This window comes from Gammaproteobacteria bacterium, assembly GCA_030680605.1.
Classification (GTDB): domain Bacteria; phylum Pseudomonadota; class Gammaproteobacteria; order SURF-13; family SURF-13; genus JAQBXX01.
The window spans coordinates 270,655-287,996 of the sequence record JAUXUQ010000010.1 but is presented as its reverse complement, the minus strand read 5'-3'; the positions used below and the strand labels follow the sequence as shown (position 1 = coordinate 287,996).

The window sequence follows — 17,342 nt, the reverse complement described above, 5'->3', positions numbered from 1 at the left end:
AGGTTTGATTAAAGTCCATCTTGCGTAGCGGCCAAGGCATAGGGCGCGGGCTCCACAATCGGTGGCGCACCGCGCACCAGATCTGCCATCAAACGCGCCGACGCCGGCGCCAGCACCAAGCCATTGCGGAAGTGACCTGTGTTGACATACAAGCCCTTGAGGGCGGGATGTGCGCCGATGTACGGCACGCCCTGCGGTGAGCCGGGCCGCAACCCCGCCCAGTGCTGCTCGACATGACAGTACGCCAGCGCGGGCACCATGCTGATGGCAGCCGACTTTAACTCCTGCAACCCCGCTTGGGTCGTGGCCTTGTCAAACCCTACATGCTCCACGGTGCTACCAGCCAGCACACAGCCATCGCTGCGCGGAATCAAATAGTGCTCCTGCTGAACGATGATGCGCTTCACCAACCCCGGCTTGGTGCGCCACAACAGCATCTGGCCCCGCACCGGCTGGATATCGAGTTTGGGCACCAGCCCGGCCAGCAATTGCCCGCTCCAGGCGCCGCCGGCCACGATCACCGTGCCTGCGCTCATGCGCCCGTGGCTGCTGTCGACGCCCGTGACCTGCCCGCCCGTATGCCGCAGGCCGGTGACCTCGCACTGGCTCAGCATGCGCACGCGGCGCTTGAGCAGGCTCTGTTGCAACCCGCGCAACAGGCGCGGGTTGCGTATCTGTGCCACCTCGGGCAACCAAAGCGCGTGTTCTGCCGTGTCACTCACCGACGGCTCACGCATCTTGACGGCGAACCTGGTCAGTACCTGCACCTCGGTGTGGGTACGCCCGGCCCAGGCCAGCGCTGCCGCCTGTTGCGTAGCGTCGAGACACAGCATCCCGCTCTGCGTCCACTCCGCATCAACTCCCGTCTCCTCTTGCAGCGCCTGGGCCAGCTCCGCGTATCGAGCCTGCCCCCAGCGCGCCAGGACGGTCACGGGCTCGGGTGCCTGCCATGGGCACAGTGGCGACAAAATTCCGCCTCCGGCCCAGGAAGACTCATGGCCGGCGGCCCCCGCGCCGCGCTCGACCACGGTGACCGTGACGCCTGCATCCGCCAGTTCACGTGCCGTGAGCAGGCCAATGATACCTCCGCCGATGACAAGGCAATTTGTCACTGTTGTTACACGCGTTCCCGCTAAATTCAGAAGCCCAAAAATCAACTACGCTGCATTATTAATTCTTGGCCCAGCAGGCTGGCTGCCCCACCGGACCGTTATGATTCAGGGTCAGCGGCGTACAGCTTATGCCCCCGGCCTTATCGTTGTTTTGGCCGCCCGCAGTGGTTGCCGTAGCCGTGAGGGTATAAGCAGTCGCGGTGTTACCTGAGATGGCCAAATTATAATAAGCCGTGCCCGTAGCAGGGCTGGTCGTAACCGTACCCCACACGTTTGCCAGCGTGCCATAGGTGGAATTATTCGCCCGCCATTTTTCCTGCGCCAACTGAATACTATACATATCTGTAATCGCCTGCGCCCGCCGGCTCTTGCGCACGGAGTCTTGATAGGAAGGATAGGCAATCGCCGCAAGTATGCCGATGATGGCCACCACAATCATCAACTCTACCAGGGTAAAGCCCGACTCTTTTCTTTTCATAGGAAGCATCCTCGGCAATCGACACCCCAAGTATATAGGCCAGACAGCGTGTGGTTTCGACCCGTTCCAGACCAATGGTCATCAGGCCCGGACCGGCGGTCATGCAACCCATGTTAAACCGCTGCCGGTTCCATTACCATGGTTACTACCGGGTTTTGAAGGACAGGTCATGCGCACAGTGGCACCACACGCCGGCTTTAGCCTGATCGAGTTGATGGTCACCATCGCGGTGCTCGCTGTTCTGTTAGGCATTGCGATACCTTCCTTCCAAAGTATGCTGGAGAAACAGCGCCTCGTGGGCGCCGCCGAACAGCTCTATGAAGACCTGCAATACGCCCGCACCGAGGCCATCAAACGCAACGCCAATGTTTTTGTTTCCTTTACTACCGGCAGCAATTGGTGCTACGGCATCGCCCTGGCAACCTGCACCTGCGGTACCGCCGGCAGCTGTCAGCTGAGCGGCGTCGACAAAGTCGTCTCTGGCACTGACTTCCGCGGGGTCAGTCTCGAGAGCAATTTTGGCGGCTCCACCCGCTTTGAGCCCCGACGCGGCACCGTCCCCGGAGGCAATGGCACAGCCACCCTCAGCTCCAACTACGGCAGCATCAAAATCATCGTCGGCTCGCTCGGGCGGGTGCGCATCTGCTCCGACTCAGCCAGCCTCACCAAATACAAACCGAGTTCCGGCTCATGTTAACCCGTAATAAAATCGTTGCCCAAAAAGGTTTCAACCTGATTGAATTAATGGTTGCTTTAACCCTAGGCCTGCTGCTGCTTGCCGCGGTATCCCAGATCTACGTCAACACCACCGGCAGCAGCCACAACACGCTCAAAATGGCGCGCGTCAACCAGGAGTTGCGCGCGGCCATGGACGTGATGGTGCGCGACATCCAGCGTGCCGGTTATTACAACCAAGCGACAGCCACCGGCACGGGCGCGGTGGCTGGCGCCGCCAACCCCTTCATGCAAGGCGCGAATAATCTGGCCATCAGCGGCAGTTGCATCACCTACACCTATGACCGCGACAATAACACCACGGTGGACGATACGGAAAAGATGGCCTTTTATCTCAGCAACGACGCCATACTGATGCGTAATGGAGGAAGTGCCGCCAGCAATAGCTGCACACCCACCTCAGAGGGCATCACCGACAGCAACCGGGTCACCATTACCGCGCTCGACTTTGCCCTCACTACCCATTGCATCAACACCTCTGTCGCACTGTCCGGCCCAAACGTCGATAATTGCACAGCCATCACACCGACTGCCGGCGATGTCCTGATTAAACCACGCCAGGTGACCATCACCATCACCGGCAAACCGAAAGAGGACAGCAGCGGCGAAATGCAGCGCACCATCACCGATACCGTACATCTGCGCAATCACATGGTATGCATCGCGGGCGCCGCCCCATGCTGAACAAACTTACCAATGTTTAGGAGACTGAACATGACACATACAAAATCATACCGCCGGCACGCCCTGCCACATACGCAGCGCGGCGCCGCCACACTGGTGACCTCCCTGATTCTGCTGCTGGCCATCACACTCATGACCTTTTCATCGGCACGGGTCGTGGTGGTGGAGCAGCGCATCGCCGCCAACGACTACCGCGCCAAGCAGGCGCTGCATGCCGCGCAGGCGGCGCTGGAAAGGGCCGTATACAACTCCAACCTTGGTGCGCCAAGCCTCGGCACCGCCACCACGGGCGTCCTGCCCGGCAGCACCAGCACTATCGCACCCTGCACTGTGGCCGGCATTTGCTACCGCTATGTTTACGACTCGGTACTTACCCCGGTCAACACCGCCTTGCTAAGCATCACCGCCACGGGCTGGTCCGACGACGGCAGCGCCACCAAAACCGTCATCCAATACATCAAGAAATACAGCCTGCCCTCCTTTACGCCCCCCAATGCCCCGGTGCAATCCGGCAGCGCATTTTCATCTACCAGCCAGGCCCTTACGATTACCAACGGCGAGACGGGCACAGTCATTGAGGCGCAAGGCCTAGTGCAAGTGAGCGGTAACCCGGACAATAACACGAACCCTAATATAACTTACCAAACTGGCACCACCACTACAGTTGCCACCACAGACCCCGGCGGCGGCTTGGTTCAAAACAGCACAACGGATGGGGTAACCGGAACCGTAGACAGCACAGCGGAGGGTGAGGCCTTCTTCCAGAGCATTTTCGGCGCCAGCAAGTATGAAATCCAGAATATGAGCCTGCCGGTCACCTGCGGAGGCGTCTGCAACCCCAGCCTGGTCAATAGCGGCGCGAACACATCCAGCAACTCCATTACATACGGCACCCCGATAGCCCCCTATATCTGGGTCACGGGCGATACCACGATTAACGCAGGGACAATCATAGGCTCGCCCACCAATCCCGTGGTACTGGTTGTGGACGGGGGTCTCAGGATCGAGGGCGGCGCCACCATTCATGGCTTCATCTACTCCACCGGCTCTACTACCAAGCCAGACACGGTGCTGACCGGCACGGCCAATATCGTGGGCGCTGTGGCATCGGAAGGGGATATGATTGCCTCAGGCGGAGGCGCCCTGACCATCAGTTTCAACTCATTCGGTAACAACTCTGGGGGTAATGGACCGGAGTTTTACGTCAAGGTGCCCGGCACCTGGATTGACAATTGAACACTGGCGACGTTAACCCGTGAACTACCCGCGCACCCGACAGTCCGGCTTCACGCTCATTGAGGTGCTGATCGCCGTTGTCGTGCTGGCGGTAGGCCTGATTGCCATGGCCCGCTTCCAGGCCACGGTGCTGCAAGGCAGCGCGCTGGCCCGGGAGCGCAGCGAAGCCGTCGCCCTGGCCGAGCAGAAAATCGAGCAACTGAGAAACTATCGCGACCTGGCCGACTCTTCCACGGTGCTGGACTATGTGGACATTGCTGCCGCATGCGCCACTACGGGTACCACGGAAACTGCGGTGTACAGCAACAGCAGCGATTCCGGTAACACCGTCTACAGCCGCACCTGTACCAGCACAGCGGCGGTCACCAGCGGCACCTACTCCTACACCCCGATCACTGTAACTGTCACCTGGAGCAGGCCGGGCGGCTCTACGGCAGATACCACAGTGACCTTGCGCAGCATCATCACCAATGCCAACCCGCGTTACTCGGGCAACCTCACCTGAGGCTATGGCGCGCCCTGCTGCAATTCCCGTGGCAACGGAAACACCACCCGCTCATCCGGTCCTGCACTCTCTTCCACCAGCTCCGCACCGAAGCCGCGCAGGTGCGTGATCACTTGCTGCACCAACGTCTCCGGCGCAGAGGCGCCGGCGGTCACGCCCACCGTGGCCTTGCCGTCCAGCCAGCCGGGCAGGATGTCTGTGGCGGCATCAATGAGATAGGCCGGTGTGCCGAGCTTGATGGCCAGCTCCTTCAGCCGGTTGGAGTTCGAGCTGTTGGGTGAACCCACTACCAGCACCATGTCGCACTGCTGCGCCAGTTGCTTCACCGCATCCTGCCGGTTTTGCGTGGCGTAGCAGATGTCGTCTTTCTTCGGGCCGATGATGGCGGGAAAGCGTATGCGCAAGGCGTCGATCACGCGCGCGGTATCGTCCATTGAAAGTGTGGTCTGGGTCACAAACGCCAGCCGCTCCGCATCCCCTACCTCCAGGCTTTGCACGTCGGCCACAGACTCCACCAGATACATGCGCCCCAACTCTTCCGGCCTGTTGTACTGCCCCATGGTGCCTTCCACTTCGGGGTGACCTTTGTGCCCGATGAGTATGCACTCGCGCCCTTCGCGGTAATGGCCCAGCACCTCCACGTGCACCTTGGTCACCAGCGGACAGGTGGCGTCAAACACATGCAGCCCGCGTCGCGCGGCTTCCTCCCGCACGACGCGCGAGACGCCATGGGCCGAAAAAATCACATGGCTGGCGTCCGGCACCTGATCCAGCTCATCCACAAACACTGCACCCTTGGCACGCAGACCCTCCACCACGAAGCGGTTATGGACCACCTCGTGCCGCACGTAAATCGGCGCCCCGAACTTTTCCAGTGCACGCTCGACAATCACGATGGCGCGGTCGACGCCGGCGCAGAACCCGCGCGGATTGGCAAGAATGACTTTCATTTGCAGCGCGCCAGATAGCTCAGGATAAACTCCATACACTCCACACGATTATAGGCCTCCTGCAACGAACCGCCCCACACCGTCACCCCGTGACCATACACCATCAGTGCCGGTAGCTGCGGTGGCTCGCGCCCGAAGCGGGCAACAATGGCGTCTGCAATCTTGCTCACATCGAGGCTGTTCTCAAACAACGGCAGGCTCACCTGGGGCCTCTGCTCCCAGATGCCGAGCCCCTTGAGCATTTCCAGGGCGGGCAAAGGCAACGCGCCTGCATCTTCTGCGACGCGCGCGGCAGCCAGGCAGGCGTCCACTGTATGCACATGCAGGCAGGCACGTGCCGCCGGGAAGCTCTGGTAGAGAACGCGATGGATGGCGGTTTCAGCCGAGGGTTTGACGTCGGCACGTGCGCGTTCGACCACGCCGCCATCGGCACTGTTGACCAGCAGAAAATCGGTTTCGTCGAGACGGCCCTTGGGGCGACCGCTGGCCGTGATCCAGAAGCTCGCGGCATCATCATCGCGCGCGCTGAGATTGCCCGCCGTACCCGCCATCCAGCCGCGGGCATGGAAGTCGCGCGCGATCTCCACTAAGGCGGTACGCAACGGCAATTGGTCTAATGTAGATGGCATGAACAGGATGTGCGCGGGCTACTCTGCAGATGTATCTCCTTCACCCTGGCCCTTCGGGAGGGGGGGTATAGTAATTTACTCGCCACGTGCTACTCGAAGCTCGCCACTGTCCTTTCCGTATATACCGGCGTCCAGCCGCTGTTATCTATAAAATAGCGCACCGCCTTGATGCGTTTCGAGTCGCGCAGCGTAAACCAGTGCTCGGTATTGGCCGGCACGTTGATGTAGTCACCGGCGTTGACCTCCAGCATGAACTGTCTGCCGCTGTTATCGACAAAGCCAAAGTAGCCTTTGCCCGCCAGGATGTAACGCACCTCGTCGTCGGTGTGGTAGTGCACCTTGTCGAATTTGCCCAGCATCTCGGCCAGACCGGGCACATCCTCGTGCAGCACGATCATGTCGCGTGTGCTGTAGCCCGCCTCCTGCTTCAGTGCTTCAAACCTGTGATCAACCGCATGCAACAGCTCTTCCTTCTCGCCGTCACTCAGCGCGGCCTGGTTCAGCAGCGCCTGCACCCGTGCGTCTGCCGGGGCGGGCCAATCACGCAGCGTAATGCCGATTTCAGCCAGCTTGCCCTGAATGGTCGGGAAGTCACGGGTCTCGCGCTCACCGGGAAAAATCATACGCGCCATGTCATGTCCTCACTCAATATTTGCGCCTGTCAACCACGACCGCGCGAACGCGATGAGCCGTGGCTGTGACTCTTGGGCGGCGCGCCACGCCCACCCGGCGCCCGCCCACCCGCCTTGCCTTGCCGTGCGGTAAACGGCTTGGGCGCAAACTCGGATTTATGCGGCGGCAGCAGCGGCTTGGCCAGCAGCTCGTCCGTGACCCGCATCACGGGAATCTTGTGGCCGGTATAGTCCTCGATCTCGGGCAGCGTAAAGGCGTATTCCTCGCAGGCAAAGCTGATGGAGTCGCCGGAGGCGCCGACGCGCGCGGTACGCCCGATGCGGTGCACATAGTCCTCGCCCGATTGCGGCAGGTCGTAATTGAACACATGGCTCACCTCGGGGATATGCAAGCCGCGCGCCGCGACATCGGTAGCCACCAGGATCGCCAGCTTGCCGGCCTGGAATTCCGCCAGCAGTTGCTGGCGCTTTTTCTGTGGCACGTCACCCGACAGCAGTGCCGTGCCGAAACCGTTGCCCGTCAAATAGCCGAGCACCCTGTGCGCTGCAGCCTTGGTGTTCACGAACACGATGCTGCGCGTCGCATCGGTGCGCCGGAGCAGACCGATCAACAGTGCAATCTTTTCCTCGTTCGCCACGTGGTACACCGCCTGCGTCACCTTGTCCGCCGTCACCTTGTCGGGCTCGACCTCAATCAGGCGCGGGCTGTTCATGTGCTCGTAGGCGAGCTCGGTCACGCGCCACGACAGGGTGGCGGAAAACAGCATGTTCAAACGCCGCTCGGGAGGCGGGAGGCGGCGCAACAGAAAACGTACGTCCTTGATGAAACCCAGATCAAACATGCGATCCGCCTCGTCCAGCACCATCACCTGCGCCGCCTTCAGATCGAATACGTGCTGCTTGAAGTAATCGATCACGCGCCCCGGCGTGCCGATCAGGATGTCCACCCCAGCCTCCATCATGGCGCGCTGGGTGTCGTAGCCGGTGCCGCCGTAGACCAGGCCGAGGCTCAGGCCAGCGTGCCCGCCCAGTATCACGGCGTCCTTGTGAATCTGAATCGCAAGCTCGCGGGTAGGTGCGAGCACCAGCGCGCGCGGCTGGTTAGCCTTGCGCCCCGGCTCGGCGGGGTGCTTGAGCAGGTGGTTCATCAGCGCCAGCAGGAACGCCGCTGTCTTGCCGGTGCCGGTCTGCGCCTGGCCGGCGACATCATGGCCCGCCAGCGCCAGCGGCAGGGTCTCGGCCTGGATCGGTGTACAAAAAGAAAAGCCAATCTCTTCAATGCCTTGCATCAGTGGCGCAGGCAAGCCGAGGCCCGAGAATGCCACCTCTGTCAGGTGTTTTTTGCTTGCGGGTGCGGTCATAGGCGGTACACGATAGCAGATTTGCCGATACCTGGCTTGCCCTGTTGGAAAAAACTGAGACTTGTAAAAGTCGCCCAAGTGCGGTGAAATGTCACCAGCAGAGCGGAACAATCAAAACCTATACCCCGCAAGCGGCCCCTCTCAGGGCCACCCGATTACTCCAAACAGAGGCACACAACGCGTGAGCGGAAATATCGTTCATATCACCGACGCAACGTTTGAAAGCGAGGTACTCGAGGCCGGCGTTCCGGTGCTGGTAGACTACTGGGCAGACTGGTGCGGCCCGTGCAAGATGATTGCACCCGTCCTCGATGAGATCGCCACCGAGTACGACGGCAAGATCAAGATCGCCAAACTCAATATCGACCAGAACCCTGCCACCCCGCCCAAGTTCGGCATCCGCGGCATACCGACCCTGATGCTGTTCAAGAACGGGGGGGTCTCAGCCACCAAGGTAGGCGCGCTCTCGAAATCGCAACTCACCGCGTTTATTGACTCCAATCTTTAGAACTGGACGCCGGATGAATAGCATGCTACTGTGATTAGGAATCGTAACGCTTGTTGACCTGCCGCCCCGGCAGTTCTTCCCAAACCGCAACCACCCAGTTACTCAGGGCTCCTGAACGCCCGCCTTCCTCACCCACCCGCCATCCATAAAAATATACGTGCATGAACCTGACCGAACTCAAACAAAAAACACCCTCTGATCTGATCGACCTTGCCCAGTCCATGGGCGTCGAAGGCATGGCGCGCTCGCGCAAGCAGGAAGTCATCTTTGCCATCCTCAAGGCCCACGCGCACAAGGGGGAAGACATCTCCGGCGACGGCGTGCTGGAAATCCTGCAAGACGGCTACGGCTTTCTGCGCTCCGCCGACAGCTCCTACCTCGCGGGTCCTGACGACATCTACGTCTCACCCAGCCAGGTACGGCGCTTTAATCTGCGCACTGGCGACACCGTCTCCGGCAAGATCCGCCCGCCCAAGGAGGGTGAGCGCTACTTCGCACTGCTCAAGGTCAATGAAATCAACTTCGAAGCGCCTGAAAATGCCAAGAACAAGGTGCTGTTTGAAAACCTCACGCCGCTGTTCCCCAATGAACGTCTCAGCCTCGAAATCGGCAACGGCACCACCGAAGACCTCACCGCGCGCGTGATCGACCTCATCTCGCCCATCGGCAAGGGACAGCGCGGTCTGATCGTCTCCCCGCCCAAGGCGGGCAAGACCATGATGCTGCAGAATATCGCGCACTCCATCGCCGCCAAGCATCCGGAATGCTACCTGATCGTGTTGCTCATCGACGAGCGCCCGGAGGAAGTCACCGAGATGCAGCGCTCGGTAAAGGGCGAGGTAGTCTCCAGCACCTTCGATGAACCGGCCACCCGTCACGTGCAGGTGGCGGAGATGGTGATCGAAAAGGCCAAGCGTCTGGTCGAGCACAAGCGCGACGTGATCATCCTGCTCGACTCCATTACCCGCCTCGGCCGCGCCTACAATACCGTGGTGCCTGCCTCGGGCAAGGTGCTCACCGGCGGCGTGGACGCCAACGCCCTGCAGCGTCCCAAGCGCTTTTTCGGCGCGGCGCGCAACATTGAGGAAGGCGGCTCGCTCACCATCATCGCGACCGCGCTGGTGGATACCGGCTCCAAGATGGATGACGTGATTTACGAAGAATTCAAGGGCACCGGTAACATGGAGGTACACCTTGACCGCAAGATGTCGGAAAAGCGCGTTTACCCCTCCATCAACATCAACCGCTCCGGCACGCGGCGCGAAGAGCTGCTCACCAAGCCGGATGAATTGCAGAAGATGTGGATACTGCGCAAGCTGCTGCATCCGATGGATGAGCTTGCGGCGATGGAATTCCTGCTGGAGAAGCTCAAGAGCACCAAGGTCAATTCCGAGTTCTTTGACTCGATGAAGCGTTGAACGGCAGGGAAAAGAGGCAAGAGAAAAGAGAAAAGTTAAGGCCCGGAAACGTTTGCACCAAGGCGGCTGTGAAATAATTCAATCCTTTGCTCTTTTCTCTTGCCTCTTTTCCCTGCCTCAAATCGGGCACTGCAACGTCACATCCACCGGCGCCACGCCCCATATCTCCTCGGCATACTCGCGGATGGTGCGGTCACAGGAAAATTTGCCCATGGACGCGGTGTTCAGTATCGCCCGCCGCGTCCACTCTTCCTGATCCAGATATAGCCGTGCCGCGTGCTCGTGGCACTCCACGTAGGATGCGTAGTCGGCAAGCAGCATATAGCGATCGCCGCCATCAAGCAGGCCGTCGATGATGGAGTGATACATTCTCGGGGCATTGGGTGAAAAATAGCCCGAACCGATCATGTCCAGCACCTGCCTGAGTTGATCGTCTCCATGGTAATACTCCCATGGCTGATAGCCCTCGTGGCGCAGCCGCTGGACTTCGTCCGTGGTGCGACCAAAGATGAAGATATTTTCCGACCCCACCTCTTCGCGTATCTCTACGTTTGCCCCATCCAGCGTACCGATGATCAGCGAGCCGTTCAGCGCAAATTTCATGTTACCGGTGCCTGACGCCTCTGTGCCCGCCGTGGATATATGCTGCGACAGATCGGCGGCAGGGATGATATCGAGCGCAGTGGAAACATTGTAGTTCGGGATAAACACCACCTTGAGGTGGCCATGCACATTCGGGTCGTTGTTTATCACCTCGGCCACATCATTAATCAGCTTGATGATCAGCTTGGCGATGGCATAGCCCGGAGCGGCCTTGCCCGCGAAGATTACGGTACGCGGCACAATCCCCTCCGTGCCGCTGGTGCGTATGCGATTATAAAGCGTGATCACATGCAACAGGTTCAGCAACTGGCGCTTATATTCGTGAATGCGTTTGACTTGCACGTCAAACATCGAATCAGTACGAATCTCTATTCCCAGGCGTTGCTTGATCAACCGCGCCAGACGCTGCTTGTTCTCATTCTTTGCGGCACGAAAGGCGGCGCGAAAGCTGCTGTCATTCGCCAGCGGCTCCAGCTTTTTCAACTCATCGAGCCTGGTAATCCAGCGGTCGCCGATATGTGAGCCGATGAGTTGCGCCAGCGGCGGGTTGGCCTGATTGAGCCACAACCGCGGCGTGATGCCGTTGGTCTTGTTGATGATGCGACCGGGAAAGATGCGGTCGAAATCGGCGAACAGCGTAGTCTGGAGCAGGTGGGTGTGCAGCGCCGCCACCCCATTGACCTTGTGGCTGCCGACGATAGCCAGATGCGCCATACGTACGCAGCGTTTACCGCCCTCCTGTACCAGCGAGACGCGCCGCAACAGCTCCAGATCACCGGGATATTTGTGTATCACCTGCTTGAGAAAATGATGGTTGATCTCGTAGATGATCTGCAAGTGACGCGGCAACATGACCTCAAACAGGTCGACCGGCCACGTCTCCAGCGCCTCCGGCAACAGGGTGTGATTGGTATAGGAAAATGTGCGCTGGGTAATATCCCAGGCCTGTTCCCAGGCGACATGGTATTTATCCACCAGCAACCGCATCAACTCCGGTATGGCAATCGCCGGGTGCGTATCATTGAGCTGGATCGCCACCTTGTCAGGCAGCTTGCCGATGTCTTCGTGGGTCTTGTGAAAGCGCGCGAGAATATCCTGCAGCGAAGCGGAGACAAAGAAATATTCCTGCTTGAGGCGCAGCCCGCGCCCCGAGCTGGTGCTGTCGTCCGGATATAACACCTTGGAGATACTCTCCGAGGCGCTTTTGTCCTGCACGGCACGGATGTAGTCACCGTCATTGAAGTACTTGAGATCGAAATCGCGTGAGGACTTGCTGGCCCACAAACGCATATTGTTAACGGTGTTGGTACCGTAACCCGGAATCGGCGTGTCATAGGCCATGGCCAGCACCTCTTCCCCCTCCACCCACTGGAAATGGGACTTGCCGTGCTCATCCACGTAATCCACCACGCGACCATACATATGCACCGGATACAGTAATTCGGCGCGGGGAAACTCCCAGGGGTTGCCATAGCGCAGCCAGTTATCAGGGTGCTCCACCTGCTGTCCGTTCTCGATGCGCTGGTTGAACATGCCGTATTCGTAGCGGATGCCGTAGCCGTAACCGGGCAAGCCGAGTGTAGCCATGGCATCGAGAAAACAGGCCGCCAGTCGACCCAGGCCACCGTTGCCTAGCGCCGCCTCGGGCTCAAGTTCGGCGATTTCCTCAAGATCAAGACCCAGCTCATCCAGCGCCTCGCGGTACTCCTTAAGTACGCCCAGATTAAGCAGGCTGTTGATCAGCGCCCGACCGGTGAGAAATTCGAGCGACAGGTAATACACGCGCTTGGAATCTTCGCGGTAATAGGTGCGCATGGTCTCCATCCAGCGCTCAATCAACCGGTCACGCACGGTATAGGTGACCACAGCGGTCCAGTCGCGCGGGGTGGCGGTATGCAAATCCTTGCCCGCCGAATACTCGAGCCGGTTGGCCAGCGACTGGCGGATGGATTCGACATCCATGCCCAGACATTCATACTTCAGTGACTGGGTCTTGTTTTTAGTCAGCATAGTGCCTACCAACATTCAAAGGGGTACGTTGCGTGCAAGCACAAATCAGGCCATGCAAACAAGCCAGCAGCCGACAGCTACCGTCCGACACATGACCAGTACTTTAATTAGCGACAGCTCACGGGCTATACTTGAATCTAAGTTAGTCGATGGGCTGCCCAGATGCAAACAGCGTTTGATTGGGATATTGACTTCGATAGGTGGTCTGAACTCGCCCGCTCCGATCCCGCAGCGTTTGAACGGCAGCGTGAAGTGCTCGTCAACCAAGCTATTTCCCGCACCGTTGTGGAGCATCAGCACCGCCTGCGGTGCCTGCAATGGCGCGTCGACAAGGTGCGGGAACGGTCGGGCACCGCACTTGCCGCCTGCATCCGCATTTCCGCCATGATGTGGGACGCCGTGATGGGACAGGGCGGCCTGGTTGACCAGCTGGAGGCCTTGCGCGAGGCTGCTCCCGCGCATACCTTTCGCCCGTATACCCTCCCGCAAAGGGCATCTGCCGCCAAACCGACGGGTCTCGCAACCGTACTGCCCTTTCCGGACAAAAATGGCGTGAACAGCAGGCCCCGGCTTGCTGTAGAGGAAGAACTCCCGTAATATTACGAGTTCGAAATTTGGCCGCTACCCGTCAAGGCACGGCAGAGGAATGAGGCTTTACACCATGAAACCGGATATTCACCCCGCCTATCAGGACATCAAAGTTACCTGCAGCTGCGGCAACAGCTTCCAGACCCGTTCCACAGCAGACAAGGATCAGCATCTGGATGTGTGCTCCAGCTGCCACCCCTTCTTTACCGGCAAGCAGAAGATTAGCGACACCGGCGGCCGGGTAGACAAATTCCGCCAGAAGTACGGGCGCAGCACCAAGCCATAACCCGCCTTCCGGCACGAGCCTGTGCCCCGCCGCCCGCTTTACACACTGCCTGCAGCCCTTCTGGCGCTGGTGGCGTGTGTCAGCAGCGCCACGGAACAGGAGTGTGTCGCTGACCGCACCGATGAGCGTGCCCGCGTCGCAATGGTCTACGACGGCGACACCGTCAGGCTCGCCGATGGCCGCAAACTACGCCTGATCGGGCTCGACACCCCCGAAATGGATCATGGTGGTGCAGCTGCTCAACCCTATGCCGAGCAAGCCCGCTCAAGCTTGAACGATCTGCTGGCAGAGCATCCATTCATACGCCTGCGTTACGACGCAGTGCGGCAAGATCGTTACCAGCGCACACTTGCCCATGTCTATCTTGAGGATGGGCGCAGCGTCACGGCCCTGCTCATCGAGCAGGGTCTGGCCACGGCACTGACCGTGCCCCCCGACCTGTGGAACCACACCTGCTACCAGGCCGCAGAACAACGCGCACGTGCTGCACGGCGCGGCATCTGGTCGCTGCCATCCTATCAACCAGTCGCATCCACCGCGCTCGCCCCCGGGGCCGAGGGCTTTCATCGCATCCGCGGGCGGGTAACGCGGGTCAGCGAAAGCCGCGGATCGGTGTGGCTGGCGCTTGAGGGCAATGTTGCTTTGCGCATTGCCCGTGACGATTTACACTATTTCTCGACGCCGCCTGAGCAATGGCGCGGGCGTACCCTCACGGTACGCGGCTGGCCGCACGCAGACACTACAGGCAGACTGGTCATACGCGTGCGTCATCCCGCCGCACTTGAGATTGCAGACTAACACTGATGCCAAGACCTACAGCAACCCTTCTGTTCGGGCTCACCTGCGCACTGCTGCTCGGCAGCTGCGCAGTCAATCCGGTGTCCGGCAAGCAGGATTTTGTGCTGCTGTCGGAGGAGGCCGAGCTAGAAGTGGGGCGCAAGACAGCGCCTGAAGTACTGCGCGAATTCGGTTACTACGACGATGCAACGCTGCAGGCCTACGTACAGCGCGTCGGCGAAGAACTGGCGGCCCACAGCCATCGCACCCACCTGGTCTACCGCTTTACAGTGCTGGACAGCCCTGACGTCAATGCCTTCGCGCTGCCCGGCGGCTATATCTACATCACGCGCGGCCTGCTCGCCTACCTCAACTCCGAGGCACAACTCGCCGCCGTGCTCGGCCACGAGATCGGTCACGTCACCGCACGCCACAGCGTGCAACAGCAAAGCGCCGCCCAGGCCGCCGACATTGGCTTCACGCTCGGTGCGATCCTGTTGCCCGGGCTCGGCAATCCGGGCGCGCAACAACTGTTCGGAACGCTCGGCACTGCCCTGCTTGCCGGCTATGGACGTGAACACGAACTGGAGGCCGATCGTCTGGGCGCAGAATATATGGCGCGCAGCGGCTACAATCCGCACGAGATCATTGCGGTGATTGGCGTACTCAAAGATCAGGATACGTTCGACAAACAACTGGCCGCCGAAGAGCAGCGCGAACCACGCAGCTATCATGGCCTGTTTGCCACCCACCCGGATCACGACACACGCCTGCAACAGGTGGTGGCCAGTGCCCAGATATTACAACGGCCGGGCGCCACACGCATCAATCAGCACGAATTTCTGCATGCCCTGAAAGGCCTCACCTTTGGCGACAGCGAGCGTGAGGGCGTGCGGCGTGGCAACCAGTTTTATCACAAGGGCCTCGGCTTCGCGCTCAGCTTCCCCGTCGGCTGGCGGGTGGAGAATCGCCCTGACCGCCTGATCGCCACCGCGCCGCAAGGCGGCGGCCTGCTGCATGTCAGCAGCGACGACATCAACAAGCGGGTCACGCCGGAGGAATTTCTGCGTACCCGACTCAAGCTCACCAGGCTGCAAAATGGCGAGGCCTTCACCCATCACGGCATGCCGGGCTACACGGCGCTGGCCGGCACCCGCACACCCTACGGCCAGCGCCTGGCGCGCTTTACCGTAATCTATTTCGGCACACGCGCCTTCATCTTTGCCGGGGCCAGCAAGGACGAGCGCGACGCCCACCGCTATGACGCGGATTTCATCGCCACTGCCAGGAGCTTCCATGCCCTGACCCCGGAGGAGCGCCCGCTGGCCACGGCGCTGCGCCTCGACCTCCTGCGCGCCGACCCGGCCACGCGCTTTGCCACGCTGGCGCGTGAATCCCGCATCCCGCACCATGCCGAGGAGCAGCTACGCCTGCTCAACCAGTATTATCCGGCGGGCGAGCCCGCACCCGGCGCCCTGCTCAAGATCGTCCGCTAACTGGCCGCCGCATAGGGGAGACGTGCTATCTTGTCCGCTCCTGCCCCGCATTGCGGGCTGGCCTGACGCATAAACGTAACCGTAAAATTGAATCTTCCCTCTTGCCACGCATCCAACCACCTATGCCCACAGACCTGAAACAGGCCGCGCTTGATTATCACGCCCATCCGACAGCGGGCAAAATCGGACTCGCCATCACCAAGCCCTGCGCCACCCAGCACGATCTTTCGCTGGCCTACACCCCGGGCGTCGCCGCACCCGTGCGTGAAATCGCACGCGACCCCGAGACCGCCTACCGGTACACCGCCAAGGGCAATCTGGTGGCGGTGATTACCGACGGCAGCGCCATTCTCGGACTCGGCAATCTGGGAGCGCTGGCGGCCAAGCCGGTGATGGAAGGCAAGGCGATCCTGTTCAAGAAGCTCGCCAACATCGACGCCTTCGACATCGAGGTCGATGCCGAATCGCCGCAGGCCTTTATCGATACCGTGGCACGCATCGCCCCTACCTTTGGCGGCATCAATCTGGAAGACATCGCCGCGCCCCATTGTTTTGAAATCGAGCGCGCGCTGAGCGAGCGGCTCAACATCCCGGTATTTCACGATGACCAGCACGGCACCGCGCTGATCATCGCCGCAGGGCTGCTCAATGCGCTGGAACTGCAAGGCAAGCAGTTGAGTGACGCCGTCATCGTGTGTCTGGGCGCAGGGGCCGCCGGCATCGCCTCCATGCGGCTGTTGCTGGCGCTCGGCGCCCGGCGCGACAACCTCACACTGGTGGATCGCAACGGCGTCATCCACAGTGAACGCACCGACCTCAACATTTACAAACAGGAGTTCGCACGCGCGACCCCGGCGCGCGCACTGCATGACGCGCTCACTGGTGCGGATGTATTCATTGGCGTCTCCGGTCCCAATCTGGTAAGTGCCGACATGCTGCGGTCGATGACCGCAAAACCCATCGTGTTTGCGCTCTCCAACCCTGACCCGGAAATCAGCCCGGCAGCGGCCTATGCGGCACGCAGCGACGTCATCATGGCCACCGGTCGCTCCGACTATCCCAACCAGGTCAATAACGCGCTCGGTTTTCCGTATGTCTTTCGTGGCGCACTGGACGCCCGCGCACGCCGCATCACACCGGAGATGCAGATGGCCGCCGTGCGGGCACTGGCCGCGCTGGCGCACGAACCCGTACCTGCCGAGGTGCTGCACGCCTACGATCTCAAACAGCTTGAGTTCGGCCCCGACTACATCCTGCCCAAACCCTTCGACCCGCGCCTCATCACCTGCGTCGCGCCCGCCGTGGCGCGCGCCGCAACCAACAGCGCCTAGACC

18 protein-coding genes are annotated in these 17,342 nt (G+C 60.5%); 11 read left to right on the top strand and 7 right to left on the bottom strand.

All coding sequences use genetic code 11. The features are described 5' to 3' along the window. Window positions 1-8: 8 nt before the first annotated feature. Window positions 9-1,112 carry a glycine oxidase ThiO gene (gene thiO / locus Q8L89_06090; protein ID MDP1708620.1) on the bottom strand — a complete coding sequence of 368 codons (1,104 nt, stop codon included), beginning with the start codon at window positions 1,110-1,112 and terminating at the stop codon, window positions 9-11. Between the two features lie 58 nt (window positions 1,113-1,170). After that, window positions 1,171-1,590, bottom strand: coding sequence for a type IV pilin protein (locus Q8L89_06085; GenBank protein ID MDP1708619.1), 420 nt, complete (start codon window positions 1,588-1,590; stop codon window positions 1,171-1,173). Between the two features lie 169 nt (window positions 1,591-1,759). Between Q8L89_06085 and Q8L89_06080 the strand changes: the two genes are divergently transcribed. The 4 genes from Q8L89_06080 to Q8L89_06065 are packed head-to-tail and all read left to right on the top strand — an operon-like array spanning window position 1,760 to window position 4,750. Next, a complete protein-coding gene (locus tag Q8L89_06080; GenBank protein ID MDP1708618.1) occupies window positions 1,760-2,287 on the top strand; it encodes a GspH/FimT family pseudopilin in 528 nt (175 codons plus the stop codon). After that, a complete protein-coding gene (locus Q8L89_06075) occupies window positions 2,281-3,009 on the top strand; it encodes a prepilin-type N-terminal cleavage/methylation domain-containing protein (GenBank protein MDP1708617.1) in 729 nt (242 codons plus the stop codon). Before Q8L89_06080 ends, Q8L89_06075 begins: the two co-directional genes overlap by 7 nt. 30 nt (window positions 3,010-3,039) lie before the next feature. Beyond that, window positions 3,040-4,245, top strand: coding sequence for a PilX N-terminal domain-containing pilus assembly protein (locus Q8L89_06070; GenBank protein MDP1708616.1), 1,206 nt, complete (start codon window positions 3,040-3,042; stop codon window positions 4,243-4,245). A 19-nt stretch (window positions 4,246-4,264) separates the two neighbouring features. Beyond that, entirely contained in the window at window positions 4,265-4,750 is a 486-nt protein-coding gene (locus Q8L89_06065) for a prepilin-type N-terminal cleavage/methylation domain-containing protein (GenBank protein ID MDP1708615.1), read from the top strand. Window positions 4,751-4,752: 2 nt separating this feature from the next. Here Q8L89_06065 and ispH read toward each other — a convergent pair whose 3' ends face one another. The 4 genes from ispH to rhlB all read right to left on the bottom strand — a co-directional run bounded on the left by ispH (window position 4,753) and on the right by rhlB (window position 8,322). After that, the gene (gene ispH / locus Q8L89_06060) at window positions 4,753-5,700 is read right to left on the bottom strand and encodes a 4-hydroxy-3-methylbut-2-enyl diphosphate reductase (protein MDP1708614.1); all 948 of its coding nucleotides are present in this window, start codon (window positions 5,698-5,700) and stop codon (window positions 4,753-4,755) included. Continuing rightward, window positions 5,697-6,329: a methylthioribulose 1-phosphate dehydratase gene (gene mtnB / locus Q8L89_06055; protein MDP1708613.1), complete on the bottom strand. Its 633-nt coding sequence runs from the start codon at window positions 6,327-6,329 to the stop codon at window positions 5,697-5,699. Before mtnB ends, ispH begins: the two co-directional genes overlap by 4 nt. A gap of 89 nt (window positions 6,330-6,418) precedes the next feature. Beyond that, window positions 6,419-6,961 carry a cupin domain-containing protein gene (locus tag Q8L89_06050; protein ID MDP1708612.1) on the bottom strand — a complete coding sequence of 181 codons (543 nt, stop codon included), beginning with the start codon at window positions 6,959-6,961 and terminating at the stop codon, window positions 6,419-6,421. A 29-nt stretch (window positions 6,962-6,990) separates the two neighbouring features. Continuing rightward, window positions 6,991-8,322: an ATP-dependent RNA helicase RhlB gene (gene rhlB / locus Q8L89_06045; protein ID MDP1708611.1), complete on the bottom strand. Its 1,332-nt coding sequence runs from the start codon at window positions 8,320-8,322 to the stop codon at window positions 6,991-6,993. Window positions 8,323-8,503: 181 nt separating this feature from the next. Between rhlB and trxA the strand changes: the two genes are divergently transcribed. After that, entirely contained in the window at window positions 8,504-8,830 is a 327-nt protein-coding gene (gene trxA / locus Q8L89_06040) for a thioredoxin TrxA (protein ID MDP1708610.1), read from the top strand. Window positions 8,831-8,991: 161 nt separating this feature from the next. Further along, window positions 8,992-10,248: a transcription termination factor Rho gene (gene rho / locus Q8L89_06035; GenBank protein ID MDP1708609.1), complete on the top strand. Its 1,257-nt coding sequence runs from the start codon at window positions 8,992-8,994 to the stop codon at window positions 10,246-10,248. Window positions 10,249-10,365: 117 nt separating this feature from the next. Here rho and Q8L89_06030 read toward each other — a convergent pair whose 3' ends face one another. Continuing rightward, the gene (locus tag Q8L89_06030; GenBank protein ID MDP1708608.1) at window positions 10,366-12,861 is read right to left on the bottom strand and encodes a glycogen/starch/alpha-glucan phosphorylase; all 2,496 of its coding nucleotides are present in this window, start codon (window positions 12,859-12,861) and stop codon (window positions 10,366-10,368) included. A gap of 162 nt (window positions 12,862-13,023) precedes the next feature. Here Q8L89_06030 and Q8L89_06025 point away from each other — a divergent pair, with 162 nt between their 5' ends. The 5 genes from Q8L89_06025 (at window position 13,024) to Q8L89_06005 (ending at window position 17,339) form a co-directional block, all read left to right on the top strand. Then, window positions 13,024-13,458 carry a DUF3135 domain-containing protein gene (locus tag Q8L89_06025; GenBank protein ID MDP1708607.1) on the top strand — a complete coding sequence of 145 codons (435 nt, stop codon included), beginning with the start codon at window positions 13,024-13,026 and terminating at the stop codon, window positions 13,456-13,458. Window positions 13,459-13,522: 64 nt separating this feature from the next. After that, window positions 13,523-13,735 carry a 50S ribosomal protein L31 gene (rpmE, locus tag Q8L89_06020; protein MDP1708606.1) on the top strand — a complete coding sequence of 71 codons (213 nt, stop codon included), beginning with the start codon at window positions 13,523-13,525 and terminating at the stop codon, window positions 13,733-13,735. Window positions 13,736-13,756: 21 nt separating this feature from the next. Continuing rightward, window positions 13,757-14,533, top strand: coding sequence for a thermonuclease family protein (locus Q8L89_06015; protein MDP1708605.1), 777 nt, complete (start codon window positions 13,757-13,759; stop codon window positions 14,531-14,533). Window positions 14,534-14,538: 5 nt separating this feature from the next. Next, on the top strand, window positions 14,539-16,008 hold the full coding sequence (locus Q8L89_06010) for a M48 family metalloprotease (protein MDP1708604.1): 1,470 nt from the start codon (window positions 14,539-14,541) through the stop codon (window positions 16,006-16,008). A gap of 122 nt (window positions 16,009-16,130) precedes the next feature. After that, window positions 16,131-17,339, top strand: a complete 1,209-nt coding sequence (locus Q8L89_06005) for a malic enzyme-like NAD(P)-binding protein (GenBank protein ID MDP1708603.1) — start codon at window positions 16,131-16,133, stop codon at window positions 17,337-17,339. Window positions 17,340-17,342 lie beyond the last annotated feature (3 nt).

Bases quoted from the DNA above. Each gene is read 5' to 3' on its own strand.
- mtnB (MDP1708613.1), bottom strand. From the start codon at position 6,329: ATGCCATCTACATTAGACCAATTGCCGTTGCGTACCGCCTTAGTGGAG.
- Q8L89_06080 (MDP1708618.1), top strand. From the start codon at position 1,760: ATGCGCACAGTGGCACCACACGCCGGCTTTAGCCTGATCGAGTTGATG.
- ispH (MDP1708614.1), bottom strand. From the start codon at position 5,700: ATGAAAGTCATTCTTGCCAATCCGCGCGGGTTCTGCGCCGGCGTCGAC.
- rhlB (MDP1708611.1), bottom strand. From the start codon at position 8,322: ATGACCGCACCCGCAAGCAAAAAACACCTGACAGAGGTGGCATTCTCG.
- Q8L89_06010 (MDP1708604.1), top strand. From the start codon at position 14,539: ATGCCAAGACCTACAGCAACCCTTCTGTTCGGGCTCACCTGCGCACTG.
- Q8L89_06050 (MDP1708612.1), bottom strand. From the start codon at position 6,961: ATGGCGCGTATGATTTTTCCCGGTGAGCGCGAGACCCGTGACTTCCCG.
- Q8L89_06025 (MDP1708607.1), top strand. From the start codon at position 13,024: ATGCAAACAGCGTTTGATTGGGATATTGACTTCGATAGGTGGTCTGAA.
- Q8L89_06070 (MDP1708616.1), top strand. From the start codon at position 3,040: ATGACACATACAAAATCATACCGCCGGCACGCCCTGCCACATACGCAG.
- Q8L89_06075 (MDP1708617.1), top strand. From the start codon at position 2,281: ATGTTAACCCGTAATAAAATCGTTGCCCAAAAAGGTTTCAACCTGATT.
- Q8L89_06085 (MDP1708619.1), bottom strand. From the start codon at position 1,590: ATGAAAAGAAAAGAGTCGGGCTTTACCCTGGTAGAGTTGATGATTGTG.
- Q8L89_06030 (MDP1708608.1), bottom strand. From the start codon at position 12,861: ATGCTGACTAAAAACAAGACCCAGTCACTGAAGTATGAATGTCTGGGC.
- Q8L89_06005 (MDP1708603.1), top strand. From the start codon at position 16,131: ATGCCCACAGACCTGAAACAGGCCGCGCTTGATTATCACGCCCATCCG.
- rho (MDP1708609.1), top strand. From the start codon at position 8,992: ATGAACCTGACCGAACTCAAACAAAAAACACCCTCTGATCTGATCGAC.
- rpmE (MDP1708606.1), top strand. From the start codon at position 13,523: ATGAAACCGGATATTCACCCCGCCTATCAGGACATCAAAGTTACCTGC.